The organism is Amycolatopsis speibonae (assembly GCF_042647925.1).
GTDB classification, from domain to species: domain Bacteria; phylum Actinomycetota; class Actinomycetes; order Mycobacteriales; family Pseudonocardiaceae; genus Amycolatopsis; species Amycolatopsis speibonae.
The window spans coordinates 127,181-150,892 of sequence record NZ_JBHRWK010000012.1; the positions used below are offsets into that span (position 1 = coordinate 127,181).

The 23,712-nt window shown below is 69.3% G+C and carries 27 protein-coding genes and 1 pseudogene; 19 read left to right on the forward strand and 9 right to left on the reverse strand.

Annotation, left to right across the window (positions count from 1 at the left end):
- Positions 1–47: 47 nt before the first annotated feature.
- The 5 genes from alaS to ACFOSH_RS06450 all read left to right on the forward strand — a co-directional run bounded on the left by alaS (position 48) and on the right by ACFOSH_RS06450 (position 7,199).
- Positions 48–2,711 (forward strand): alanine--tRNA ligase, encoded by a 2,664-nt coding sequence (alaS, locus tag ACFOSH_RS06430; RefSeq protein ID WP_378237758.1) that lies wholly within the window; start codon positions 48–50, stop codon positions 2,709–2,711.
- A complete protein-coding gene (gene ruvX / locus ACFOSH_RS06435) occupies positions 2,704–3,207 on the forward strand; it encodes a Holliday junction resolvase RuvX (protein ID WP_378237759.1) in 504 nt (167 codons plus the stop codon). The genes alaS and ruvX overlap by 8 nt, the downstream gene beginning before the upstream one ends.
- Positions 3,208–3,578: 371 nt before the next feature.
- Complete coding sequence (mltG, locus tag ACFOSH_RS06440; protein WP_378237901.1) at positions 3,579–5,033, forward strand: endolytic transglycosylase MltG; 1,455 nt, start codon at positions 3,579–3,581, stop codon at positions 5,031–5,033.
- A 13-nt stretch (positions 5,034–5,046) separates the two neighbouring features.
- Entirely contained in the window at positions 5,047–5,877 is an 831-nt protein-coding gene (locus ACFOSH_RS06445; RefSeq protein WP_378237902.1) for a shikimate dehydrogenase, read from the forward strand.
- A 59-nt stretch (positions 5,878–5,936) separates the two neighbouring features.
- Positions 5,937–7,199, forward strand: a complete 1,263-nt coding sequence (locus ACFOSH_RS06450; protein WP_378237760.1) for a GrpB family protein — start codon at positions 5,937–5,939, stop codon at positions 7,197–7,199.
- A 207-nt stretch (positions 7,200–7,406) separates the two neighbouring features.
- On the opposite strand, the gene ACFOSH_RS06455 is transcribed toward ACFOSH_RS06450, so the two are convergent.
- Together ACFOSH_RS06455 and ACFOSH_RS06460 are read right to left on the reverse strand one after the other, a co-directional pair.
- Positions 7,407–8,075, reverse strand: coding sequence for a TetR/AcrR family transcriptional regulator (locus ACFOSH_RS06455; RefSeq protein ID WP_378237761.1), 669 nt, complete (start codon positions 8,073–8,075; stop codon positions 7,407–7,409).
- A 17-nt stretch (positions 8,076–8,092) separates the two neighbouring features.
- On the reverse strand, positions 8,093–8,524 hold the full coding sequence (locus ACFOSH_RS06460; RefSeq protein WP_378237762.1) for a hypothetical protein: 432 nt from the start codon (positions 8,522–8,524) through the stop codon (positions 8,093–8,095).
- A gap of 136 nt (positions 8,525–8,660) precedes the next feature.
- Between ACFOSH_RS06460 and ACFOSH_RS06465 the strand changes: the two genes are divergently transcribed.
- A complete protein-coding gene (locus ACFOSH_RS06465; protein ID WP_378237763.1) occupies positions 8,661–9,860 on the forward strand; it encodes an endonuclease/exonuclease/phosphatase family protein in 1,200 nt (399 codons plus the stop codon).
- Positions 9,861–9,863: 3 nt separating this feature from the next.
- Here the strand turns inward: ACFOSH_RS06465 and ACFOSH_RS06470 are convergent, their stop codons facing one another.
- A complete protein-coding gene (locus tag ACFOSH_RS06470; RefSeq protein WP_378237764.1) occupies positions 9,864–10,520 on the reverse strand; it encodes a maleylpyruvate isomerase family mycothiol-dependent enzyme in 657 nt (218 codons plus the stop codon).
- A gap of 17 nt (positions 10,521–10,537) precedes the next feature.
- A complete protein-coding gene (locus ACFOSH_RS06475; RefSeq protein WP_378237765.1) occupies positions 10,538–10,873 on the reverse strand; it encodes an NIPSNAP family protein in 336 nt (111 codons plus the stop codon).
- A gap of 59 nt (positions 10,874–10,932) precedes the next feature.
- Here ACFOSH_RS06475 and ACFOSH_RS06480 point away from each other — a divergent pair, with 59 nt between their 5' ends.
- The gene (locus tag ACFOSH_RS06480) at positions 10,933–11,874 is read left to right on the forward strand and encodes a D-2-hydroxyacid dehydrogenase family protein (protein WP_378237766.1); all 942 of its coding nucleotides are present in this window, start codon (positions 10,933–10,935) and stop codon (positions 11,872–11,874) included.
- Here the strand turns inward: ACFOSH_RS06480 and ACFOSH_RS06485 are convergent.
- The 4 genes from ACFOSH_RS06485 to ACFOSH_RS06500 are packed head-to-tail and all read right to left on the reverse strand — an operon-like array spanning position 11,864 to position 15,097.
- Entirely contained in the window at positions 11,864–12,688 is an 825-nt protein-coding gene (locus tag ACFOSH_RS06485; protein ID WP_378237767.1) for a serine hydrolase domain-containing protein, read from the reverse strand. The two genes, ACFOSH_RS06480 and ACFOSH_RS06485, sit on opposite strands and share 11 nt — an antisense overlap.
- 59 nt (positions 12,689–12,747) lie before the next feature.
- A complete protein-coding gene (locus ACFOSH_RS06490) occupies positions 12,748–13,014 on the reverse strand; it encodes an HPr family phosphocarrier protein (RefSeq protein WP_076163675.1) in 267 nt (88 codons plus the stop codon).
- Positions 13,015–13,055: 41 nt separating this feature from the next.
- Positions 13,056–14,312 (reverse strand): PTS transporter subunit EIIC, encoded by a 1,257-nt coding sequence (locus ACFOSH_RS06495; RefSeq protein WP_378237768.1) that lies wholly within the window; start codon positions 14,310–14,312, stop codon positions 13,056–13,058.
- Positions 14,309–15,097, reverse strand: a complete 789-nt coding sequence (locus ACFOSH_RS06500; protein WP_191254040.1) for a GntR family transcriptional regulator — start codon at positions 15,095–15,097, stop codon at positions 14,309–14,311. The genes ACFOSH_RS06495 and ACFOSH_RS06500 overlap by 4 nt, the downstream gene beginning before the upstream one ends.
- A 224-nt stretch (positions 15,098–15,321) precedes the next feature.
- Between ACFOSH_RS06500 and ACFOSH_RS06505 the strand changes: the two are divergent.
- Positions 15,322–15,567 (forward strand): annotated as a pseudogene (locus tag ACFOSH_RS06505) (glucose PTS transporter subunit EIIB); the annotation flags it as partial.
- Positions 15,564–16,019, forward strand: coding sequence for a PTS sugar transporter subunit IIA (locus ACFOSH_RS06510; RefSeq protein WP_378237769.1), 456 nt, complete (start codon positions 15,564–15,566; stop codon positions 16,017–16,019). The pseudogene ACFOSH_RS06505 and the gene ACFOSH_RS06510, both read left to right, overlap by 4 nt.
- A 67-nt stretch (positions 16,020–16,086) precedes the next feature.
- Here ACFOSH_RS06510 and ACFOSH_RS06515 read toward each other — a convergent pair whose 3' ends face one another.
- Positions 16,087–16,527: a QcrA and Rieske domain-containing protein gene (locus ACFOSH_RS06515; RefSeq protein ID WP_378237770.1), complete on the reverse strand. Its 441-nt coding sequence runs from the start codon at positions 16,525–16,527 to the stop codon at positions 16,087–16,089.
- 131 nt (positions 16,528–16,658) lie between these two features.
- Here ACFOSH_RS06515 and ACFOSH_RS06520 point away from each other — a divergent pair, with 131 nt between their 5' ends.
- From ACFOSH_RS06520 to ACFOSH_RS06565, 10 genes are all read left to right on the forward strand, one after another.
- A complete protein-coding gene (locus ACFOSH_RS06520; RefSeq protein WP_378237771.1) occupies positions 16,659–17,027 on the forward strand; it encodes a hypothetical protein in 369 nt (122 codons plus the stop codon).
- Complete coding sequence (locus ACFOSH_RS06525; RefSeq protein WP_378237772.1) at positions 17,024–17,536, forward strand: sigma-70 family RNA polymerase sigma factor; 513 nt, start codon at positions 17,024–17,026, stop codon at positions 17,534–17,536. Before ACFOSH_RS06520 ends, ACFOSH_RS06525 begins: the two co-directional genes overlap by 4 nt.
- The gene (locus ACFOSH_RS06530; protein ID WP_378237773.1) at positions 17,533–18,162 is read left to right on the forward strand and encodes an anti-sigma factor family protein; all 630 of its coding nucleotides are present in this window, start codon (positions 17,533–17,535) and stop codon (positions 18,160–18,162) included. Before ACFOSH_RS06525 ends, ACFOSH_RS06530 begins: the two co-directional genes overlap by 4 nt.
- A 263-nt stretch (positions 18,163–18,425) precedes the next feature.
- Positions 18,426–19,037, forward strand: a complete 612-nt coding sequence (locus tag ACFOSH_RS06535) for a prepilin peptidase (protein ID WP_378237774.1) — start codon at positions 18,426–18,428, stop codon at positions 19,035–19,037.
- 47 nt (positions 19,038–19,084) lie between these two features.
- A complete protein-coding gene (aroC, locus tag ACFOSH_RS06540; protein ID WP_378237775.1) occupies positions 19,085–20,272 on the forward strand; it encodes a chorismate synthase in 1,188 nt (395 codons plus the stop codon).
- Positions 20,269–20,793 carry a shikimate kinase gene (locus ACFOSH_RS06545; RefSeq protein ID WP_378237777.1) on the forward strand — a complete coding sequence of 175 codons (525 nt, stop codon included), beginning with the start codon at positions 20,269–20,271 and terminating at the stop codon, positions 20,791–20,793. The genes aroC and ACFOSH_RS06545 overlap by 4 nt, the downstream gene beginning before the upstream one ends.
- Positions 20,790–21,212: a hypothetical protein gene (locus tag ACFOSH_RS06550; RefSeq protein WP_378237779.1), complete on the forward strand. Its 423-nt coding sequence runs from the start codon at positions 20,790–20,792 to the stop codon at positions 21,210–21,212. The genes ACFOSH_RS06545 and ACFOSH_RS06550 overlap by 4 nt, the downstream gene beginning before the upstream one ends.
- 8 nt (positions 21,213–21,220) lie before the next feature.
- A complete protein-coding gene (gene aroB / locus ACFOSH_RS06555; protein ID WP_378237780.1) occupies positions 21,221–22,330 on the forward strand; it encodes a 3-dehydroquinate synthase in 1,110 nt (369 codons plus the stop codon).
- Entirely contained in the window at positions 22,327–22,758 is a 432-nt protein-coding gene (gene aroQ, locus ACFOSH_RS06560) for a type II 3-dehydroquinate dehydratase (protein WP_378237781.1), read from the forward strand. Before aroB ends, aroQ begins: the two co-directional genes overlap by 4 nt.
- Positions 22,755–23,681: a GNAT family N-acetyltransferase gene (locus ACFOSH_RS06565; RefSeq protein WP_378237782.1), complete on the forward strand. Its 927-nt coding sequence runs from the start codon at positions 22,755–22,757 to the stop codon at positions 23,679–23,681. Before aroQ ends, ACFOSH_RS06565 begins: the two co-directional genes overlap by 4 nt.
- Positions 23,682–23,712 lie beyond the last annotated feature (31 nt).

Genomic DNA, 23,712 nt, shown 5'->3' on the forward strand with positions numbered 1-23,712 from the left:
GCATTCCTCCAGCGCCTTCGCGCGAGCCCGTATACAAGGACGATCCCGTGGAAACACACGAAATCACCCAGCGCTTCCTGAGCCATTTCGAGAACAAGGGACATACGCGCGTGCCGAGCGCGCCCCTGATCCTCGACGACCCGAACCTGCTGTTCGTCAACGCCGGCATGGTCCAGTTCAAGCCGTACTTCCTCGGTGAGGCCCCGCCGCCGTACCCGCGCGCGACCAGCGTGCAGAAATGCGTCCGCACGCCGGACATCGACGAGGTCGGCAAGACCACCCGGCACAACACGTTCTTCCAGATGGCCGGGAACTTCTCCTTCGGCGACTACTTCAAGGAAGGCGCCATCGAGGCGGCCTGGGAGCTGATCACCAAGCCCCAGAGCGAAGGCGGCTACGGCCTCGACCCGGCGCGTATCTGGGCGACCGTCTACGAGGACGACTCCGAGGCGGCGGGCCTGTGGAAGAAGCTCACCGGCCTGCCCGGCGAGCGCATCCAGGCCCGTGACGGCAAGGACAACTACTGGGACATGGGCGTGCCCGGCCCCGGCGGCCCGTGCTCGGAGATCTACTACGACCGAGGCCCGGAGTACGGCCGCGAAGGCGGCCCGGTCGTCGACGAGGACCGCTACATCGAGATCTGGAACCTCGTCTTCATGCAGGACGTGCGGGGCGACAAGAGCCCGAAGCACGGCCACAAACCGATCGGCGAGCTGCCGAAGAAGAACATCGACACCGGCATGGGCGTCGAGCGCGTCGCGACGATCCTGCAGGGCGTCGAGAACGTCTACGAGACCGACCTCGTCCGCCCGGTGATCGGCCGCGCCGAGGAGTTCTCCGGCCGCCGCTACGGCTCCGACCACACCGACGACATCCGCTTCCGCGTCATCGCCGACCACGCCCGCACCGGCGTGCTGCTCATCGGCGACGGTGTCACCCCGGGCAACGACGGCCGCGGCTACGTGCTGCGCCGTCTGCTCCGCCGCATCGTCCGCTCCGCGCGCCTGCTCGGCGTGCACGAGGCGGTGCTGCCCGCCTTCGCCGCGGTCGTCCGCGACACGATGGGCCCGACGTACCCCGAGCTGGTGTCCGGTTTCGACCGCATCGAGGACGTCGTGCGCGCCGAGGAAGAGGCCTTCCTCTCCACGCTGACCAGCGGTTCGCGCATCTTCGATATGGCAGCAGAGGAGACCAAGCGCGAAGGTGGCTCGCTGCTGGCCGGCGACAAGGCGTTCCAGCTGCACGACACCTACGGCTTCCCGATCGACCTGACCCTCGAGATGGCGTCCGAGCAGGGCCTGACCGTCGACGAGGAGGGCTTCCGCACGCTCATGAACGAGCAGCGGCAGCGGGCGAAGGCCGACGCGGCGACGCGCAAGACCGGCCACGGTGACCTGTCCGAGTACCGCAAGGTGCTGGAGCAGCACGGCGAGACCCAGTTCCTCGGCTACAGCGACCTGCAGGCCGAGGCGAAGGTCGTCGCGCTGCTGGAAGACGGTGTCCCGGTCCGCAGCGTCGGCGCGGGCAAGAAGGCGGAGCTGGTCCTGGACCGCACGCCGTTCTACGCCGAGAGCGGTGGCCAGGTCGCCGACACCGGCGTGCTGCTCGGCGACGGCGTCGAGCTCAAGGTCCACGACGTGCAGAAGATCGTGCCGGGCCTGTTCGTGCACCGTGTCGAGGTCGTCGACGGCGAGGTCGGCCTCGGCAGCGCGCTGACCGGTTCGGTCGACCAGCACCGCCGCCTGTCGATCGAGCGTTCGCACTCCGCGACGCACCTGGTCCACGCGGCCGTGCGCGGCGCGTACGGCAAGCGCGCGGCGCAGGCCGGTTCGCTGAACTCGCCGGGCCGGATGCGCTTCGACTTCACCACTTCCGGCGGCGTCTCGGCCGACGTGCTGACCGAGGTCGAGGAGGAGGTCAACGACTACCTCCAGACCAACGTCGAGGTGAACACCTTCGTCACCACGAAGGACAAGGCCCTCGAACTGGGCGCGGTCGCGCTGTTCGGCGAGAAGTACGGCAACGACGTCCGAGTCGTCGACATGGGCGAGTACTCCCGCGAACTCTGCGGTGGCACCCACGTCGACCGCATCGGCCAGCTCGGCCTGGTGAAGCTGGTGGGCGACTCGTCCATCGGCTCCGGCGTGCACCGCGTCGAGGCGCTGGTCGGCACGGACGCGCTCAAGTACGTCCGCAAGGAGCAGCTGCTCGTCTCGCAGCTCGCGAGCACCTTCAAGGTGCCGTCGGAGCAGCTGCCGTCGCGGATCGACGACGTGCTCACCCGGCTGAAGAACGCCGAGAAGGAGATCGAGCAGCTGCGCACCCAGCAGGTGCTCGGTTCGGCGGGCTCGCTCGCGGACAAGGCCGAGGACATCGGCGGGGTCGCGGTCGTCGCCCAGAAGCTCGGCGAGGGCGTCGACTCGAACGGTCTGCGCGCGCTGGCTTCGGACATCCGCGGCAGGCTCGGCGCCCGTCCCGGCATCGTGGCTCTTTTCGCGCCTCAGGGCGAGAAGGTCGCCTTCGTCGTCGCCACCACGAAGGCGGCGCAGGAGAAGGGCATCGCGGCGGGCAAGCTCGTCCCGTCCTTCGCCGAGGCGATCGGCGGCCGTGGCGGCGGCAAGCCGGACATGGCACAGGGCGGTGGCACCAACCCGGCCGGTGCCGAGCAGGCCATCGCCTCACTGCGCGCGGCGGTCGCCCAAGTTGGCTGACGACGCCTCTCAGCGGCGCCCGGATCGGCCTGGGGAGTCCGATCCGGGGCGCGGCAGGCGGCTTGGCGTGGATGTCGGATCCGTCCGGGTCGGGATCGCACTGAGCGATCCCGACCCCATCCTCGCCAGCCCGCTCGTTACCCTCACTCGCGACGCGACTGGCGACAAGGACGTCGACCAGCTCGTCGGACTCGTCACGGAACACGACGTGGTCGAAGTCGTCGTCGGCTTGCCGAGGACGCTCAAGGACCGCCACGGTCCGGCGGCCGAAGCGGCGCTGGACTATGCCGAAAAGGTCGCCGCCAGGATCGCTCCGGTGCCGGTGCGGCTGGCCGACGAGCGGTTGACCACGGTGACGGCATCCAGGATGCTGTCGCAGCGTGGGGTGAAGGGACGCAAGCTTCGTGCTGTCGTCGATCAGGCGGCCGCGGTCGAGATCCTGCAGGCGTGGATCGACGCGGTAACGGCACATCGCGCACGGAAGGGCGACACATGACCGAGCCCCACGGCCGGCCCGAACGCCGTCAGGGCGGTAGACGACGGTTGCGGGAGCCTGAAGAGAGCACCCCGCCACCGGCCCCGTCCCGTCGCAGGCCCGAACCCCAGCCGACGGGCAGGCGGCACGTCCGGCAGGAACCCCCGGAGGCCCCGCCCGTGCGGCGTGCGGCGGACGAACCGCCGCCCCGTGCGCGCCGGTCCCCGGAAGATCCGCCTCAGCGTGCCCGGCGGGCCGCCGAGGAGCCGCCGCCCAGGGCGCAGCGTCCGGCCCCGCACCGGCGGGCCACGGAACCCGCGGCCGCACCGCCGCCGCCCCCGCCTCCCGCACCGCAGCGGCGGTCCCCCCAGCCGGGTGACCGGAGTCTTGGCATGCCCGCCTACGACCGGGACGAGCCCCCTCGTCCCGGCCGCCGCAGGCGCCGCGAGGACGACGGCCCGCTCCCGGACGAGCGGCCGACCGACATCATCCCCGCGATCCAGGAAGCGCCGATCGCCCGGCGCCCGGGTGCCGCTCCTGCTTCGCCGCCTCAGGGCAGCGAAGAGGAATACGACGAGATCTTCGGCGAAGACGCGTACGACGACTATGACGAGTACGACGACTACGAGGATTACGAAGACGAGCAGGGCTTCGAGGACGACGACCGTGCCGAGCCCGAGCGCATCGAGGACGAGCGCCCGGAACGTCAGGGCCCGCCGCCCAAGAAGCGCAAGAAGAAGCGCGCGCTGGGCTGGATCGCGGCGCTGACCGTGCTCGTCCTGCTCGCCGGTGGCGCCTATTACGGCTTCACCGAGATCTTCGGCTACGAGGATTACGAAGGCGCCGGCGAGAGCGATGTCCTGGTCCAGGTGCAGAAGGGCGACTCGACGTCGGCGATCGGCAATCGGCTGCAGGCGGCCGGGGTGGTCGCCAGCGGCAAGGCGTTCGTGAAGGCGGGCGAGGACAACACCGCCGTCTCGCGGCTCCAGCAGGGCTACTACGTCATGAAGACGAAGATGTCCGGTGCCAGCGCGGTCGAGAAGATGACCGCCGCCGCGTCGAAGGTCGGCCAGGTCGAGATCCGGCCGTACACCCAGTTCCACGACATCACCCAGCCCGACGGCAAGGTGACGCCCGGGGTGTACACGTTGCTGTCCAAGGCTTCCTGCGCGGATCTGAACGGCACGAGCACCTGTATCCCGGTCGAGGAACTGCGGAAGACGATCGAGACCGCGGATCTGGCGAAGCTGGGCGTGCCGTCGTGGGCGGTCGAGGGCGCCACCAAGGCCGAGCACAAGGACCGGCGGCTCGAAGGTCTCATCGCCCCTGGCATCTTCAACGTCAAACCCGGCTGGACGGCCGAGGAACTGCTCACCGACGTCGTGAAGACCTCGGCGGAGCGCATCCTGAACGCCGGACTGAGCGACCAGTCGAAGGGCGAGGGCAAGACGCCGTACGAGACGCTCGTCATCGCCTCGATCATCGAACGTGAGGCGGTGAAAGCCGACTTCGGGAAGATCTCGCGGGTCATCTACAACCGGCTCGACGAGAAGATGCGGCTCGAGATGGACTCGACGGTCAACTACGTCCTCGACCGGCCGACCCTGCTCACCAAGCCCGAAGAACGGGACAAGGCGGGCGTCTACAACACCTACAAATCGGTCGGCCTGACCCCGACGCCGATCGCGGTCCCGAGCGCGGAGGCGATCCAGGCCGCGCTGAAGCCGGCCACGGGGGAGTGGCTGTTCTTCGTCAAATGCGAGAAGAACGGACTCTCCTGCTTCACGGTGACGAACGACGAGCACAACAAGGCCAAGTTGGACGCACAGAGGCGCGGTGTCTACTGAGCGCAAGGCCGCGATCCTCGGGAAACCGGTCGAACACTCCCTTTCACCCGTCCTGCACGGCGCCGCCTTCCGCGCGCTGGGCCTGGACGGCTGGACCTACGAACGCGTCGAGATGGACGGTGCCGGACTGCCCGCCTTCGTCGACGGGCTCGGTCCGGAGTGGACCGGGTTCTCGGTGACCATGCCCGGGAAACGGGCCGCGCTGGAGTACGCCGACGAGGTCACGCCGCGCGCGGCCGCCGTCGGCGCGGCGAACACCCTGGTGCGCCGGGAAACCGGCTGGCTGGCCGACTGCACCGACGTCGACGGCGTCACCGAAGCGTTGCGGATCGCGGGGGAGTACTCGCCCGGGGTGGACGACGCGGCCGTCGTCCTCGGGGCGGGCGGGACGGCAGCGGCGTCCGTTGTCGGACTGGCCGCGCTCGGCGTGCGCACGGTCCGGCTCGTCGTGCGGGATCCCGCACGGGCGGGCGAGACGGTCGAGGCGGCTCAGCGTGCCGGGCTCGACGTCGAAGTTCTCCGCTGGGCCGACGCCGACTTCGGGAAGCTCGCGGCGGATTCGGCGGTGCTGGTGAACACCGTGCCCCCGGACGCCGTCCGGCCGCATCTGACCGAGCTGGCCGGGATCGGCTGCGTCCTCGACGTCATCTACCACCCCTGGCCGACCGCGCTCGCCGAAGCCGTCGCCGACCGGGGCGGAAAGCTGGCCACCGGCCTGGACATGTTGCTGCATCAGGCTTTCGGACAGTCCGAGTACTTCACCGGGCAGCCGGCGCCGCGAGCCGAAATGCGGGACGCGCTGCGCGAGGCGACCGGCGGGATCCTTTCTTTGCCGATCTCCTGACAAGATCCGCCGGATTCGATAATCTGGTCGACTGCCTTGAAGTGAAACAAGGGGGTCAAATGCCTAAACCCGATCGAGACGACTACACCGAAGAAGACATCGACACCACGTGGGTCGGTCAGGCTCCGGTCCTGAATTCCACTGTCACCCTGGCCGAATACGACCCGGAATGGCCCGGGTTGTTCGACCGGGAAGCCAAGCGCATCAGGGGGATCCTGGGGGAACGCGCGCTGATCCTGGAGCACGTCGGCTCCACATCGGTCCCGGGACTCTGCGCGAAACCGATCATCGACATCATGCTGATCGTCGCCGATTCGGACGACGAAGACACCTACGTGCCGCAGTTGGAGGCCGAGGGCTACAAACTCGTCATCCGCGAGCCGGAGTGGGAGAAGCACCGCAGCTTCAAAGGCCCGGACACCAACATCAACCTGCACGTCTACTCGCCGGACAATGGCCAGACCGAGCGTTATCGCCTCTTCCGCGAGCGCCTGATCGCGCACGAGGACGAGCTGAAGCTCTACGAGGCCAAGAAACGCGAACTGGCGTCGCGCACCTGGAAATACATCCAGCAGTACGCCGACGCCAAGACCGAGGTGATCGACGAGATCATCGAACGGGCGCGCGCCGCCCAGTACGACGGGTTCGCCCGGCTCTATGCTGCCCACGCCGAAACCAGCAGTACCAACGCCCATTACGACCGGCCCGCGATCGTCGAACTGGCCGGGGACGTGGCGGGCAAGCGGGTGCTGGACGTCGGCTGCGCGGCGGGACACCTGAGCGCGCTGCTCGCCGCGAGGGGCGCGGACGTCCTCGGCGTCGACGCCAGCGAAGGCATGGTCGCCGTCGCCAGGGACAAGTTCGGGGACGTCGCGAAGTTCGAGACGGCCGACGTCACGCGGCCGCTGACCTTCGTCGAGGACGCCTCGATCGACGTCATCACGGCGTCGCTGGTGCTGCACTACCTGAAGGAGTGGGCGCCGGCGCTGGCGGAGTTCCGGCGGGTGCTGAAACCGGGCGGGCTCCTGGTGTTCTCGGTGCACCACCCCGGCGAGGACTGGCACTGGTTCGAGAAGCGGAACTACTTCGAGCTCGAACTGCTCGACGACGAGTTCCCGCTGGGGGAGTACCGGCAGAAGGTCCAGTTCTACCGGCGTCCGCTGAGCTGGACGTTCGGCGCGGTGCGGGACGCCGGGTTCGCCGTCGACAGGCTGGTGGAGCCGATGCCGGAGGAGACGGTCGCCGACTCCGACCCGCGCTGGTACGCGAAGCTGCGGACGGAGCCGCGGTTCCTGTACTTCAAGACTGTCCGCGAGTCCTGACCCGCGGCCTCACGGGACTCACTCGTGAGTGGTAAGTGTCGTTCTAACGGCATTTACCACTCACGACCAACCCCGCCCAAGGCCCTCGCCGCAGCCTCCTGCGGTGAAAGCCCCCTTCATGACCCTGCGGTTGTCGAAGGGCGCGAGGTGTCGCTCAGAGTGAGGGGTGTGACCGGTCACGCGGGACTGTGTGGATCTCGGTCGGTCTCAGGCGGCATCGTCCCGTTTCGAGAGGTCCCGGATCAGCGAGACGATCTCCCGGCTGACCGGCCGCAGCACCCGCAACCGCGAAAGCCCCACCAGCCGCGCGATCAGCGGGACCGTCCGCTCCACCAGCACCCGGCTGCGCTTCTGGCCGCGAGACCGGTCGTGGACCCAGAACAGCACGACGCCCATCTGGTACAGCCACAGCAGATCGGGCAGGTCGTCACGCAGGTCCGGGTCGAGTTTGGCGTCGGAGTCGGCGATGACGTCGCGCATCAGGCCGATGGAGGCGTCCCGCGCGGGCGTCGACTCCTCGCTGAACGGGCTCAGCGGCGAGTCCGGGTCGGCGGCGTTGACGAAGAACTGGGTGCCGAAGCGGTGGTACGGCTCGGCGACGTCGAGCCAGGTGAGCAGCACCGTCTTGAGCCGCGCGCTGAAGTCCCGCTCACCTTCGATCGCCTGACGCGCCGTCGTCAGGTGCACTTTGGCGATCTCGTCGTAGAAACCCTGGATCAGCTGGTCTTTCGAGGCGAAGTAGTAATAGGCGTTCCCGACCGACACCCCGGCTTCGGTCGCGATGGCCCGCATGGTCGTGCGGTCGTAGCCGTTCTCCGCGAACAGCCGCAACGCGGTCGCCACGATCAGCGACCTGGTTTCCTCACTCTTCGCCACCACTGCACGTTATCCGGTCAGGGCGCCGGGTGCGGAGCGGGCGCCGGGTAGCCCGGATAGCCCGGGTAGGGCTGCGGCACCGGCGCGGGCCGTGCGACGGCGTGGTTGAGGTGCTTGCGCCGGATCCCGTTGAACACCAGCACGTTCCCGACGTGCATCACGCCGAGTACGAGCGCCACGGTGCCGACCTTGACCGACAGCATCTCGAAGACGTCGCGTGCGTCGAGGACGGTGTCGTCGCTGGTCAGGAACAGGGTCACGAAACCCAGGCTGACCAGGTAGAACCCGACGACGAGCAGCTGGTTGACCGAATGCGCCAGCGCCTGCTTGTCCTGGAAGACGTCCTCCAGGAACGTCTTGCCGTGCCTGCTCAGCGTGCGGGCGACCAGCACGGTCAGCGGGACGGTGATGGCCAGGTAGAGCGCGTAGGCCACGACTACGGGTTGCATGGGGACCTCCTTTTGAACGTGTTCAAGAAGAACCGTAGCCCAGATTTTGAACGCGTTCAAGTGGTGCTGTTCACCTGAAACTCACCCAGGTGGCCGCCGAAGCTGCGTAAGGTCGCACCGGACTCTGGAGGTAACCGTGAAACGCATCGCCGCCGTGCTCACGTCGAGCGCCTTGCTGGCCGCGACGCTGCTGGCCGCCACCCCGGCCGAGGCCACCGTCGGGCAGAACGTCCGCTTCGCGACGTACAACGCTTCGCTCAACCGCGGAGCTGCCGGCCAGCTGGTGACCGACCTGTCGCAGCCGGGCAACGCACAGGCGGACGAGGTCGCCGAGGTGATCCAGCGCAACCGGCCGGACGTGCTGCTGATCAACGAGTTCGACTACGTGCCGGACAACCGCGCCGCGGACCTGTTCCGCGAGAACTACCTGAAGCGCGGCCAGAACGGCGCGGCGCCGATCGACTACCCGTACGCCTTCACTGCGCCGTCGAACACCGGTGTCGCGACCGGCTTCGACCTCGACCGCGACGGCAAGGTCGGCGGCGGCAACGACGCGCACGGTTTCGGCCTTTTCGAGGGCCAGTACGGCATGCTCGTGCTCTCCAAGTACCCGATCGACACCAAGAGCGTGCGGACGTTCCAGAAGTTCCTCTGGAAGGACATGCCCGGCGCGCTGCTCCCGGACGACCCGGCCACCCCGGCGCCGAACGACTGGTACTCGCCGCAGGCGCTCGACGTGCTGCGCCTGTCGTCGAAGTCCCACTGGGACGTCCCGATCCGCGTCGGCCGCTCCACCGTGCACTTCCTGGCCGCGCATCCGACGCCGCCCACCTTCGACGGCCCCGAAGACCGCAACGGCACCCGGAACAACGACGAGATCCGCTTCTGGGCGGACTACGTGACCCCGGGCAAGGGCCGCTACATCCACGACGACCGCGGCCGCCGCGGCGGACTGGGCGCGCACGAGAAGTTCGTCATCGCGGGCGACCACAACTCCGACCCGCTCGACGGCGACAGCGTCCCCGGCGCGATCTCACGCCTGCTGAACGCGCCCCGCGTCATCGAGACCCGGCCGGGCAGCGAAGGCGGTGTGCGGGCCGCTCAGGACCAGGCAGGCGCGAACATCGGCCAGAAGGGTGACCCGTACTTCGACACCGGCGACTTCAACGACAACGCGCCGGGAAACCTGCGGATCGACTACGTCCTGCCGTCGAAGGGCCTGTTCCCCTGGCGCGCCGAGGTGTTCTGGCCGCTGCCCGATTCGCCGCTGGCCCGGCTCAACGACGCCTCGGACCACCACTTGGTGCGGGTCGACGTGTTCGTCGGCCGCTGGTAGGTCTCAGACCTCGACCGGCGGGTTGCAGTGGGCGCCGATCCGCTGGGTGCCCGGCCCGGTGAGCGCGGCCAGGCCGGTGCCCCGGCCGGTCGCCGCGAGAAGCAGGTCGGCCAGCGGGCCTCGAACCTCGTCGGGGCCCGTGCCGCCGGTCCAGTCGGCGTCCGTGGCGATCATCTTCACGCCCTTGCAGCGTTTGCGCGCGCCCCAGAACGGGCTCGCGAGGATGTGTTCGAGCGCCGCGATCGCCGGCTGCTCCGGCATGGGCCTGGTCCGGCCGAGCGGCCGGGCGATGTCCTGACCGTGGATGAGGACGTCGGCGAGCGGGTCGATCGGTTTGGCGCCGGGGGAGCGGTGGTCCGATCCCGCGTCCTCGCGGATCTGGGCGACGAGTTCGGCGGAGGTGAACCGCGTGGCGTGCTCGATCGCCTGGTCGGCGGTCATCCGGTCCCAGTCGCCCCTGGCCTTGATGGCGCCGATGATGGTGTCCTTGAGACCGGTCCTGGGCGACAGCGCCAGATGAGCGGCCAGTTCGTGGACGGTCCACTTCGGACACAGCGTGTTGGCTGACCAGTCCTTTTCGTCGAGTTCTTCGAGCAGGTCCGCGAAGCTCAGCCGCTCGGCCTCGGTCCAGGCCAGGATTCTTCCCTCGTCCACGTCCATGCTCGCTGTCCTTTTCGTCAAGCCCGTCTGAGTGTTGCTACGGCGGCTTCGGAGGTCTCGATGACGATCGTGTGGTAGCTCTCGATCCGCGAAACGATGTCCTCGCGCGGCCCCTTCAGCCAAGCCTCGCTGCCGTAGAACTCGCGTTCCTGGCGCTCGTGCTCTTCCAGCGAGGTGAACGCGCGGATCAGGTAGGCCTCTTCTCGACCGTCCTCGGCGACCAAGGAACGACCGTAATCGATGACGCGCAGTCCCGCACTTTCCAGGAGGGGGATGGACTCCTCGCCCATCACGCGGAGGAAATCGGCGGTCGACCCGGGTTTCAGCCGGTAGGTCCGGAACTCGAGGATCACGGGTGCCTCCTTGGGATGGTCTTCGGCGCCCGACCCTAGCCTGTTTTAGCCTGGTCACCATGAAGATCGCGATTCTCGACGACTACCAGAACGTGGCACTCGATTACGCCGACTGGGACTCCCTCGGCGCCGAGATCGAGGTGTTCACGACGCCGTTCGCGGATCCGGCCGACGTAGTGGCCCGCCTGCGGGACTTCGAGGTCGTGGTCGCGATGCGCGAGCGCACCCGCTTCCCCGCCGAAGTGCTCGACCGGCTGCCCGCGCTCAAACTGCTGGTGAGCACCGGCCACCGCAACGCCGCGATCGACGTGCCCGCCGCCCGGCGCAACGGCGTGGTCGTCTCCTCGACCGGCTACATCGCGGCCCCGGCGGCCGAGCACACCTGGGCGCTGATCCTCGCCGCCGCGCGGAACGTGCCGGTGGAGTCGGCGAACATGCGCGAGGGCGGCTGGCAGACGACGGTCGGCACGATCCTGTCCGGCAAGACCCTCGGCCTGCTCGGGCTCGGCAGGCTCGGCGCGGGCGCGGCCAAGATCGGCCAGGCGTTCGGCATGGAGACCATCGCCTGGAGTCAGAACCTGACCCAGGAGAAAGCCGATCCCCACGGCGTGACGGCGGTGTCGAAGGACGAACTGTTCGCCCGCGCGGACGTCCTTTCGGTCCACCTGGTGCTCAGCCGCCGCAGCCGGGGGCTGGTCGGCGCGACCGAACTCGCCGCGATGAAGCCGACGGCGATGCTGGTCAACACCTCGCGCGGCCCGATCGTGGACGAAGCCGCTCTGGTGGACTCCTTGCGCCGCAAGGAGATCGCGGTCGCCGCGCTGGATGTCTACGACGTCGAGCCGCTGCCGCCGGAGCATCCGCTGCGGACGCTGGACAACGTCGTGCTCACCCCGCACATCGGCTACGTCACCAGGGAGACCTACGAGATCTTCTACCGCGACGCCGTCGAGGACATCGCGGCCTTCCAGGCGGGTTCGCCGATCCGCGTCATGGAGTGAGGCCGCGCAGTTCGGCGAGCACCGCGTCGGTGTAGGGCGGCCACACCTCGGCCGCCCACGGGCCGAAAGCGCGGTCGGTGAGCGCGACGCAGGCGGCACCGGCGTCGGGATCGACCCAGAGGAACGTGCCGGACTGCCCGAAGTGGCCGAAGGTCCGCGGCGAGCTCGACGAGCCGGTCCAATGTGGACCCTTGTGGTCGCGGATCTCGAAGCCGAGGCCCCAGTCGTTCGGCTTCTGGTGGCCGAAACCGGGCAGGACGCCGGAAAGCCCTGGGAAGACCACGGAAGTCGCCTCGCGCACCGTCTCGGCGGAGATGAGCTTCGGAGCCTGCAGCTCGGCGGCGAACGCGACCAGGTCGTCCACAGTGGACTCCGCGCCCGCGGCGGGGGAACCGCTCAGCTTGGTCGACTTCATGCCGAGCGGCTGGAAAAGCGCCTCCGCCTGGTAGTCGGCGAAGGGGATGCCGGAATGCTCGGTGAGCGCGTCGGCGAGCTGTTCGAATCCGGCGTTGGAGTACAGGCGCCGGTTGCCGGGCGCGGCCATCGCCTTGTGCTCGTTGAAGGCCAGTCCCGAAGTATGCGAGAGCAGGTGCCGGATCGTGGAGCCCTCCGGCCCGGCGGGGGTGTCGAGTTCGACGACGCCCTCTTCGATGGCGATCAGCGCGGCGTAGGCCGTGAGCGGCTTGGTCACCGACGCCAGCTTGTACACCTTCGCCGTGTCGCCGTGCGTGCCCAGCACGTCACCGGCGGCGGTCACCACGGCCGTGGCGGCGGTGTCCACCGGCCACTGTTCGATCTCGCGCAGGCTTTCCATGCCCACACCCTACGAAGCCCGGGCCGGTCGGGGCGGCCCGGGCTTCGCAGGGATGGGGATCAGGCGTCGAGGTCGGTCGCCACCAGCTCGGCGATGGCGTCGACGGCCGCCTCGGCACCTTCACCCTCGGCACTGATGATGACCTCGTCGCCGTAACCGGCGGCGAGCGTCATCAGGTTCAGCACGCTGCCGGCCGCGACCGGGTCGCCGCCCGCCTTGGCGATGGACACCGCGACGGGCTGCGCCGCGGCCGCCTTGGCGACCGTCGCCGCGGGCCTGGCGTGCAGGCCCACCTTGCTGGCCACGGTGACGCGTTTCTCCGGCATGTTCTTTCCCTTTCGTGCCTTCGGTTTTCTTGAAACTGAGCTTACTTCGTGGCGGGCTTGGCCGCGGTGGCTTCGAGGTCGGCCTCGATCGAGTCGTCCTCGCGGCCCGGGGTCCGCAGGTTCCACTTGGTGATCACGAAACGGAAGATCACGTAGTAGATGACCGCGTAGGCCAGGCCGATCGGGATGAGCAGCCACGCCTTGCTCGCCGCCGGGTGGGTGCTGTTGAGCGCGAAGTCGATCGCACCGGCGGAGAACCCGAAGCCGAGGTGGATGTCGAGCGCGTTCACCAGCGCCATCGAGGTGCCGGTCAGGACTGCGTGGATCAGGTACAGCGGCCACGCGACGTACATGAACGAGAACTCGATCGGCTCGGTGACACCGGTCAGGAACGAGGTCAGCGCACCGGCGATCATCACACCGCCGACGATCTTCTTCTGGCTGGGCTTCGCGCTCTGCCAGATCGCCAGCGCCGCGGCGGGGATGGCGAACATGAAGATCGGGAAGAACCCGGTCATGAAGGTGCCGCGGGTCGGGTCGCCCTCGAAGAACTTGGTGAGGTCACCGCCGTCGAAGATGAACCACACCGGCACGTTCAGCAGCTGGTGCAGACCGACCGGGATCAACAGGCGGTTGAGCACACCGTAGATACCGCCACCGACCACCGGCGACCCGGTGACCGCCTCACCGGCGGCCTGGATGCCCTCGTTGACCCAGTGGAAGACCAGGCCCAGCGGCACCGCGAGGACCATCAGCGTCAGGGCGGTGATGATCGGCACGAACCGGCGCCCGCCGAAGAAGGCCAGGTACGGCGGCAGCTTGATGCGATAGAACTTCTGCCACAGCAGCGCCGTGACCAGACCGACGATCACACCGGCCAGCACACTGTAGGGCCACTTGATCGGGTTGAGCATCAGGCCGGCGGGCTTTTCGGGGTTCCAGCCGGGGAGATCGGCGAACGGCGCGAACACCCGGAGGACGCTGGTGAACACGAAGAAACCGACCACGGCGGCGAGGCCGGTGGCGCCGTCGCTCTTCCGGGCGAACCCGACCGCGATACCCACCGCGAACAGGAGCGGCAGCCAGTTGAACAGCGAGTCGCCTGCCGCGCCGAGCACCTCGGCGACCTTGTTCCAGCCGAGGCCTTTCTCGCCGAGCAGGTCAGGCTGACCGAGCCTGGACAGGAGCGCGGCGGCGGGCAGGGCGGCGATGGGGAGCATGAGGCTGCGGCCGAAGCGCTGAAGCCCGGCCAGTCCCTTGCCCTTGCCCTTCGCCCCCTCCGCGGTGGTGGAGCTCATCGGGTACCTCCGTAGTGAGGATGATGACCGGAATCCGGGGTGTTCCGGTCAAGCTGCATGGTGACCTGGTAGTGATCGCCCCGGTACCAGGAAGTCATGTCTTCGATCGGTTCCCCGTTGACGCTGGAGACCCGGCGGAAGACAAGAAGCGGACTGCCGGCGCGCATGCCGAGCAGGCGTGCCGTTTCGCGGTCCGCGGATTCCGCCCAGACCGTCTGCCACGCGTGGTCCGGGCGGAGGTCATACGACTGGGCGAGTTGGACGTACAACGATCGAGTGAGATCGAGGTCGAGCAGACCGGGCATCCGGCCCGCGTGATACCAGCCTCGTTCGACCGCGAGCGGCACCCCGTCGGCACGGCGGAGCCGCACCAGCCGGTGTGCCGGGGTTCCGGCGGTCAGGCCGAGGGCGTGCGCCGAGGGGGCGGGCGGGACCTCGGTGGCGGTCTTGACGACCTCCGTGGTCGGGGTCATCCCGCGACGGCGCATGTCCTCGGTGAAGGACATCAGGTAGAGCTGCAGTTCCATCCGCCTCGCGGCGGTGAACGTCCCCTTGCCGCGCACGCGCGACAGGAGTCCTTCTTCGACCAGCTTGCCGATCGCGGACCGGACCGTGAGCCTGGACACCTGATAGGTCTCGGCCAGGTCACGTTCCGAGGGGATAGGCGAGCCGGGGGGTAGCTCACGCTCCACTGTGCGGCGCAGAATCTCCCTCAGCTGGGCGTGCTTGGGCGTCGGTCCGTTGATCACACGGTCGGACGGCGGCACCTGCGCCGAAGCGCTCATGACTGTCACCGTCCTTTCGGGCCGGTCGTTCGGGTAACCCGTACTCGCATCTGGTCCGGAAGATTGGTACGTTCCGGTCTAGACCAATGATCCGATGGGGCAGGATGCTCCGTCGCACGAGCGGGTGTCAACCACCGTTACGCGTTCGTGGCCAGGGATGGCGTGCGAGTCGGCGAACGGCGTAGTACAGCTGGTTCGCATGTGGGAAACCGACAGGGAACAGGGAGACCGCGATGGCGGATGACAGGCCGGAAAAGATCCTCGCGGCGCTCGGCGGCGCCGAGAACGTCATCGAGGTGGAGGGGTGCATCACCCGGCTCCGCTGTGAGCTCGAAGACATGAGCCTGCTCGACGAGGCGGCGCTGAAGGCAGCCGGCGCGATGGGCGTCGTGCGCATGGGCGCGGGTGTCCAGGTGATCGTGGGGCCGGAGGCCGACACGATCGCCAGCGACATCGAGGACCTGATGTGAGCCTCGAAATCCTGAGCCCGGTAAGCGGCAAGACGACCGCTATGACCGAAGTGCCCGACCCGGTCTTCGCGCAGGCGATGGTCGGCCCCGGCCTCGCGGTCCTGCCCTCGGGCGGACGCCAGGACGCGGTCTCGCCGGTCGACGGGACCGTCGTGACCCTGCACCCGCACGCTTTCGTCGTGGCCACCGAAGACGGCCGCGGGGTGCTGGTCCACCTCGGGATCGACACGGTGAAGCAGAAGGGCGAGGGGTTCACCCTCCACGTCGTCAAGGGTGAGGCCGTCCGCGCCGGGCAGCCGGTCGTCGGCTGGGACCCCGACGCGGTCAAGGCCGCCGGCTACTCGCCGATCGTGCCCGTGGTGGCGCTGGACGCGAAGGCCGAAGTCCTTTCGGGACTGCTGACCGGCGGCGACGTCGAGCCGGGCGACCCGATTTTCACCTGGGACAGCTGAAACCTTTGGCTCGAAAAGGTCCCTTTAGGACGGGAATTCCGTCCTAAAGGGACCTTTCGCATGTTCGTCAGGCCGTGACGACCTGGCCGTTCGTGACCTTGACCGCGATCGAGGGCAGCGGCTGGTCCGCCGGTCCCTTTTTGACCGCGCCGGTCTTCGCGTCGAAGATCGAGCTGTGGCAGGGACATTTGAGCTCCGCGCCGGCCGGAACGACCGCGCAGCCCTGGTGCGTGCAGATCGCGCTGAACGCGGCCGCGGTGTCTTCGGCGGTCCTGGTGACGATCACGTCCTTGCCGTCGGCGGTCTTGGCGGCCTTCGCCTGACCGACCTCGATGTCGGCGAGCGCGGTCAGGGTTTCGCCCGGTGCCGCGGCGGGCGGGGCGGCGGCCGAGCCGGCCGACGGAGTGTCGTTTCCGCAGGCCGCGAGAGCCACGGCACCGACGGCCACGCCGGCGACGGCGGCCCCGGTGGTCAGGACGGTGCGGCGGGAGGGGAGTTCGGCAGTCATGCCCATACACACGGCCGGAGCGGCCATCCGGTTCAATTTCGCCGACCATCGGGTGCGGGATTGAACCGAGAGGCCCTCTTTTCCGTGTTCAAAGGCATAGGGGAACCGAACACGCGGAAAGAGATACGGACATGATCCGGTGGTTGTTGCGGGCGGTGGTGGCGGCGGGCCTGCTCGGCTCGGCGTGGGTGCATTACGTCGTATGGCAGGACTGGGCGTCCGGAACGGACGTGGTCGGACCGCTCTTTCTGGTGAACGTCGTCGCGGGCGTGGTCATCGCGGTCGCCGTCCTGGTCTGGCACCACTGGCTTCCCGCGCTGGCGGCGATCGGCTTCGGCTTGGCGACGCTGGGTGCGTACGTGCTCTCCCTGACCACAGGGTTCTTCGGCGTCTCAGAGCGCTTCACCACCCAGGCCGAGCTCTGGGGCCTGATCACCGAAGTGGCCTGCGTGGTCTTCGCCCTCCCTCTGCTCCGCAACCGCGAAGGCACAGATCGGTGAAGGAATTCGCGGAGGACCGGCTGATGCGGGCTTTGCACGAGGAGCACGCCGCGGCGCTCTGGTCCTACGCACTGCACCTGACCAGCGGTGACCGGGTCCGCGCGGAGGACGTCGTCCAGGAGACGCTGCTGCGGGCCTGGCGCAACGCCAAGGTGCTGGACCAGTCCGAGGGATCGGCGCGGGGCTGGCTGTTCACCGTGGCGAGACGGATCGCCATCGACGACTGGCGTGCTTCCGAGGCGCATCCGGAGGTGGTGACCGGTCAACCGCCCGAAACGGCGGTCACGGACGGCACCGAACGGGCGGTTCAGGGCTGGCTGGTCGCCGAAGCCCTCGGCGAGCTTTCGCCGAGGCATCGAGACGTCCTTGTCCTGTGCTACTTCCAGGGTTACTCCGTCGCCGACGCAGCGAAGCGGCTGGGTGTGGCCGAAGGGACCATCAAGTCGCGGACGCATTACGCCTTGCGGGCGTTGCGGCTGGTATTGGAGGAGAGAGGGGTGACTCAATGACCGACCCCTTCGCCACCTACGACGCGGCCTACGTGCTCGGGGCGTTGTCCCCGGACGACCGGTTCGCCTACGAGAAACACCTTCGCGTGTGTGACCGGTGCGCGGCTTCCGTACGCGATCTGGCCGGGATCCCCGGACTGCTCGCCCAAGCCGGTGCCCCCGCGCTACTGGAGGAGGAACCGGCGCCCTCGCCGGAACTGCTGCCCGGCGTGCTCAAACGGGTCCGCCGGGGAAGACGGATCCAACGGGCGATCACCACCACGGCGGCCGGTGTGGCCGTCGCCGCCGGTGTCGCGCTCGCCGTCGTCCTGACCGGGCCGGTCGCGTCGGCGGGTGACCCGATGACCCTGCTCGGCGATTACCCGGTGACCGCCGACGTCGCCATGTCCGCCACGGACACCGGCACGAAGGTCGACATGACGTGCAGCTACGGCGGCAACCGCACCGGGGACTACATCCTGGTCGCCGTCGGCGCCGACGGGGGTACCAGCGAACTGGCGTCCTGGCGCGCGATGCCCAAGGACACCGCGCACATCGTGGTCGGCACCGCGATGCGCACCGGGGACATCAAGGCGCTGGAGATCCGCACGCCCTCGGGTCTTCCGCTGCTGCGGATGAACCCCTGATCCCGGTGTCATGACAGGCCTTCGGAACCGGGAGCGGCGCGGATTGGGCCGGGTTCCGCCTCAGGCGCTGAAGTGCCCCTTCAGCCCGCGCCCGGCCACCGAAAGTGCGCGGTCAGGTGCAAGACGTGACCCGCGTGATCAGGCGGCGAACTCGCGTGATCAGACGGCGAACTCGCGTGATTGAAGGCGGAACTCACGTGAAAGTCCCTGTCACGAAAAGAAATCCTTGCCTCACCGAGCGCGACGGGCGCACTCTTGATCTTGTGTTCATGCCCATCGCCTTCGCGGTGGCGGGCGCCGGATCGGCGCTCGCCACGCGCTCCTGCCTGCGCCGGGCCGGAGCGCCGGTGACGGCTTGGGCGGCCGCCCTCGCCGCGGCGGCGCTCGTCGCGGTCTGGCTGAGGTATCAAGCCGGGGCCTGGCAGTCGTGGTGGCTCGCTGTCCCGGCCGTCCTGACCGTCTTCGCGGTCCCGCTGGCGCTCGCCGACCTCAAGTACCGCCGCCTGCCCGACATCCTGACCCTGCCCGCGTACCCGGCGCTGGCCGCCGCGCTGGCGGTCGCCGCGTCCGGGGGAGGGGCGGACATCGCCTGGCGGGCCGTCCTCGGCGCGCTGGTCTTCGGCGGGGCGCACGCGCTCGTCCACGCGCTGTCGCCACGCTCGCTCGGCGCCGGGGACGTGAAGCTCGCCGGCAGCCTCGGCGCGGTCCTCGCCGCGACGGGCTGGCCGTCGGTCGTGCTCGGCGCCGTCGCCGCGGCGCTACTGAGCGTGGCGCTCGCCGTGGGCGGGCCCCGGCATCCCGCGGTGCCGCACGGGCCCGGTCTCCTGGTCGCGGCGTGGGCGCTCGCCGTCTTCGCCGGACCTGGTCCGGGATAGCCCGGCCTGTCCTGGGACGGAGAGGAGGTTGTGACAGGATCTGTCAGGTGTTGCGCTGGATAACCGCAGGGGAATCGCACGGACCCGCCCTCGCCGCCATCCTGGAAGGGATGCCCGCCGGGGTCGAGGTCACCACCGCCGAGGTGAGCGAGCAGCTCGCGCGACGGAGGCTCGGCTTCGGCCGCAGCCCCCGGATGGGCTTCGAGACCGACCACATCGAGTTCACCGGCGGTGTCCGGCACGGGCTCACCCAGGGTGGCCCCGTCGCGGTCCAGATCGAGAACGCCGAGTGGCCCAAGTGGGAGAAGGTCATGTCGGCCGATCCCGTGCCCGCCGAGGAGCTGGAAGGCCTGGCGCGCAACGAGCCGCTGACCCGTCCCCGGCCCGGCCACGCGGATCTTCCCGGGATGCAGAAGTACGGCTTCCCCGAGGCTCGTCCGGTGCTGGAGCGTGCGAGCGCCCGCGAGACGGCGTCCCGCACGGCGCTCGGCACGGTGGCCCGCGCGTACCTCAAGCAGCTGCTCGGGGTCGAGATCCTCAGCCACGTCGTGTCCATCGGCGGTGCGTCGGCGCCGGAGGGCCCGCTGCCCGTGGCGTCGGACCTGCCCGCCATCGACGAGAGCCCGGTCCGCGCCTTCGGCCAGGAGGGGACCGACGCGATGGTCGCCGAGGTCGACGCCGTGCGGAAGGCGGGTGACACCGTCGGCGGCGTGATCGAGGTGATCGCCTACGGCCTGCCGCCGGGCCTCGGCTCGCACGTCCACTGGGACCGCAGGCTCGACGCCCGCCTCGCCGGCGCGCTCATGGGCGTCCAGGCGATGAAGGGCGTGGAGGTCGGCGACGGCTTCACCACGGCCAAGCGCTGGGGCAGCCAGGCCCACGACGAGATCGACCGCGGCACCGGTCCGGTCGGGGTGACCCGCCGGTCCAACCGCGCGGGCGGGCTCGAAGGCGGCATCACCAACGGCGAGCCGCTGCGCGTGCGCGTCGCCATGAAGCCGATTTCGACCGTCCCCAAAGCACTGTCCACTGTGGATGTCACGACCGGCGAACCCGCGGTCGCCATCCACCAGCGTTCCGACGTCTGCGCGGTACCCCGCGCCGGTGTCGTGCTGGAGTCGGTGGTCGCGCTGATCCTCGCGGACGCCGCGCTGGAGAAGTTCGGCGGCGACTCGCTGGCCGAGGGCAAGCGCAACGCCGAGGCCTACCTGAAGGCGCTCGAGGAGCGCTGGTGACTCCTCGCGCGGTGATCATCGGGCCGCCGGGCTCGGGCAAGAGCACGGTCGGCCCGGCGCTCGCCGCCCGGCTCGGCCTCGCGTTCCGCGACAGCGACGACGACATCGTCGCCGGCGCGGGCAAGCCCATCACCGACATCTTCGCGGACGAGGGCGAGCCCGCCTTCCGCGCGCTGGAAGAGGAGATGGTCGCGAAAGCGCTGGCCGAGCACGACGGCGTCCTCTCCCTGGGCGGGGGAGCGCCGATCACTCCCGGCACCCGGGAGCGGCTGGCCGGGCACACGGTGGTCTTCCTCAACGTCGGGATGGCCGCGGGCGTTCAACGCGCCGGGCTCTCGACGGCGCGCCCGCTGCTGGCCGGGGTGAACCCCCGCGCCACCTACAAGGCGCTCCTCGACGCGCGGCTGCCCGTGTACCGCGAGGTGTGCACGTTCGAGATCGAGACCGATCAGCTGACGCCCGACGAGGTCGTCCAGGCCGCCCTCATCGGGCTGGCCGAGATCAGCAAGGAACGAGCATGAAGCGCACCATCGCCGGCGTCGTCCTCGCCGCCGTGGCCTTGACCCTGACGGCCTGCGGCGAGGAGAAGCAGCCCGCGGGCGCCGACGTCATCCAGACCGGCGCCGCGACCAGTGGCGCACCCGCCTCGGCGGCGCCCGAAACGGATGTCGCGGCGGACGTCAAGGTCACCAAATGCGACAGCGGCAGTTACACGCCGAAGATCACCATCGAGGTCACCAACAGCACGGGTGAGGACGCGCGCTACGCCGTCACCATCGCGATCAAGGACGCCGACGGCAAGGCCTCCGGCGAGGCGCTGTTCGCGAAGAACCGGATGACCCCCGGCCAGAAGCTGACCGAAGAGATCCCGGGCGACACCCCGGTCAAGGGCAAGATCACCTGCGAGGTCGCCAGGGCCAAGCGGCTTCCGCCGAAGTGAGGGAAACGATGACCGAGCCGGTCCGCATCACCGTCAACACCGCCAAGCCGTACGACGTCGTCATCGGCCGCGGCCTGCTGGGCGAGCTCACCGAGCAGCTCGCCGACGCCTCCAAGGTCGCGCTGATCCACCCGCCGACGCTGACCACCACCGCCGAGGCCATCCGCGACGAACTGGCCGAGGCCGGGATCGACGCGCACCGGGTCGAGATCCCCGACGCCGAAGACGGCAAGGCGCTCACCGTCGCCAGCTTCTGCTGGGAGGTCCTCGGCCGCATGGGCCTGGACCGCCAGGGCGTGGTCGTCGGACTCGGCGGCGGCGCCGTGACCGACCTGGCCGGCTTCGTCGCCGCGACCTGGATGCGCGGCGTCCGCCTGGTCAACGTGCCCACCACGCTGCTGGGCATGGTCGACGCCGCGCTCGGCGGGAAGACCGGCATCAACACCGAGGCCGGCAAGAACCTCGTCGGTGTCTTCCACGAGCCGAGCGCGGTCCTGGTCGACCTCGCGACGCTGGAGACGTTGCCGCCCAACGAACTCGTCGCCGGGATGGCCGAGGTCGTCAAGACCGGGTTCATCGCGGACCCGCGCATCCTCGAACTCGTCGAACAGGACTCGGCCGCCGCGCTGGACACCACCGGCGAGGTCATCAGCGAGCTCGTCCGCCGCTCGATCCAGGTCAAGGCCGACGTCGTCGCCGCGGACCTGCGCGAGTCGGACCTGCGCGAGATCCTCAACTACGGCCACACCCTCGCCCACGCCATCGAACGCCGCGAGAAGTACCGGTGGCGCCACGGCGCGGCGGTCAGCGTCGGCCTGGTGTTCGCCGCCGAACTCGCCCGCCTGGCCGGCCGTCTCGACGACGCCACCGCGGAGCGGCACACGTCGGTGCTCAAGCTCCTGGGCCTGCCGACCACCTACGACCCGGACGCGCTCCCGCATCTGCTGGAGACGATGAAGGGCGACAAGAAGACCCGGTCGGGCGTGCTGCGCTTCGTCGTCCTCGACGGGCTCGCGAAACCCGGCAGGCTGGAAGGCCCCGACCCGTCGCTGCTCGCGGCGGCGTACTCGGTGGTGGCCGGCGAGGCCCCCAAGGCGGGCGGGAGCGTGCTGCTGTGAAGGTGCTCGTCCTCAACGGTCCCAACCTCGGCAGGCTCGGCCTGCGCGAACCGGGGATCTACGGTTCCGCGACGCACGCCGACCTGGTGTCGACCTGCGTCGAGACCGGGAAAGAACTCGGGATCGACGTCGAGGTCCGGCAGACCGACCACGAGGGCGAGATGGTCGGCTGGCTGCACGAAGCCGCCGACGCGGGCCGGCCGGTGGTGCTCAACGCGGCCGCGTGGACGCACTACTCGATCGCGGTCCGCGACGCCGCCGCCCAGCTCAAGGCGCCCTTGATCGAGCTGCACATCTCCAATGTGCACAGACGCGAGCAGTTCCGGCACCACAGCGTGCTGTCGGACATCGCCACCGCGGTCATCGCCGGGCTCGGGGTCGACGGTTACCCCCTGGCCCTGCGCTGGATGGCCACGAACGCGGCATGAACAACCCGCCCGAGATCTCGACCGCGAGGCTGCGGCTGCGCGCGCTGACCGAGGCCGACACCGAGGCGATCGTCAAGCTCTTCGCCGACCCGGAGATGAGCGCGCATTTCGCGGTTCCGTTGACCGAGCCGGACCTGGTCCGCGAGATGGTCGGCCGCAGGCTGTCCTACGACGGTCCGGCGGGGATGGGGCACTGGGCGATCGAACGCGACGGCGAGGTCATCGGCCTCGCGCATCTGCGGCCGTCGGTGGAATTGCCGGGCGACGTCCCGGAGATCGGCTATTACCTGTCGCGTGCGCACGGCGGGCAGGGTCTGGCGACCGAGGCGGCGCGTGCCCTGCTGGCGCACGGGCTCGTCGGGCTCGGGCTGTCGTCGGTGTGGGCACTGGTCGGCGAGTCCAATGTGGCCAGTCAGAACCTGGTGCGGCGCTTGGGATTTCTCGACGTCGGCGGCGGCGACCACTACGGCAGCGGTCCGCATCGCGTGTTCGTCGCGCTGCCTTCGGACCACGGTCGCGCGCACCACATCGAACTGTGGGTGCCGGATCTCGCCCGCGCGGAGGAGAGCTGGGGCTGGCTCCTCGGCGAACTCGGCTGGCGCGAGTTCCAGCGCTGGCCCGCCGGAGTCAGCTGGAAGCACGGCGCGACGTACCTCGTCGTCGAGCGTTCTCCCGCGCTCAGTGGCGAAAAGCACGAGCGGACCGCGCCGGGTTTGAACCATCTCGCCCTGCACGTCGAGTCCCGCGATCGGGTGAACGAACTGGCTTCGAAAGCGCTCGAACACGGCTGGTCGGCGATGTTCGCGGACAAGTTTCCGTATGCGGGGGGTGATCACCACTACGCCGCCTACCTCGAAAACGCCGATGGCTTCGAAGTGGAATTGGTCGCCCTACCGGGTACTGACGTCACCCGGCTGGGGTAAGTCTCGCTACACTCGGCCATCATGCGCCTTT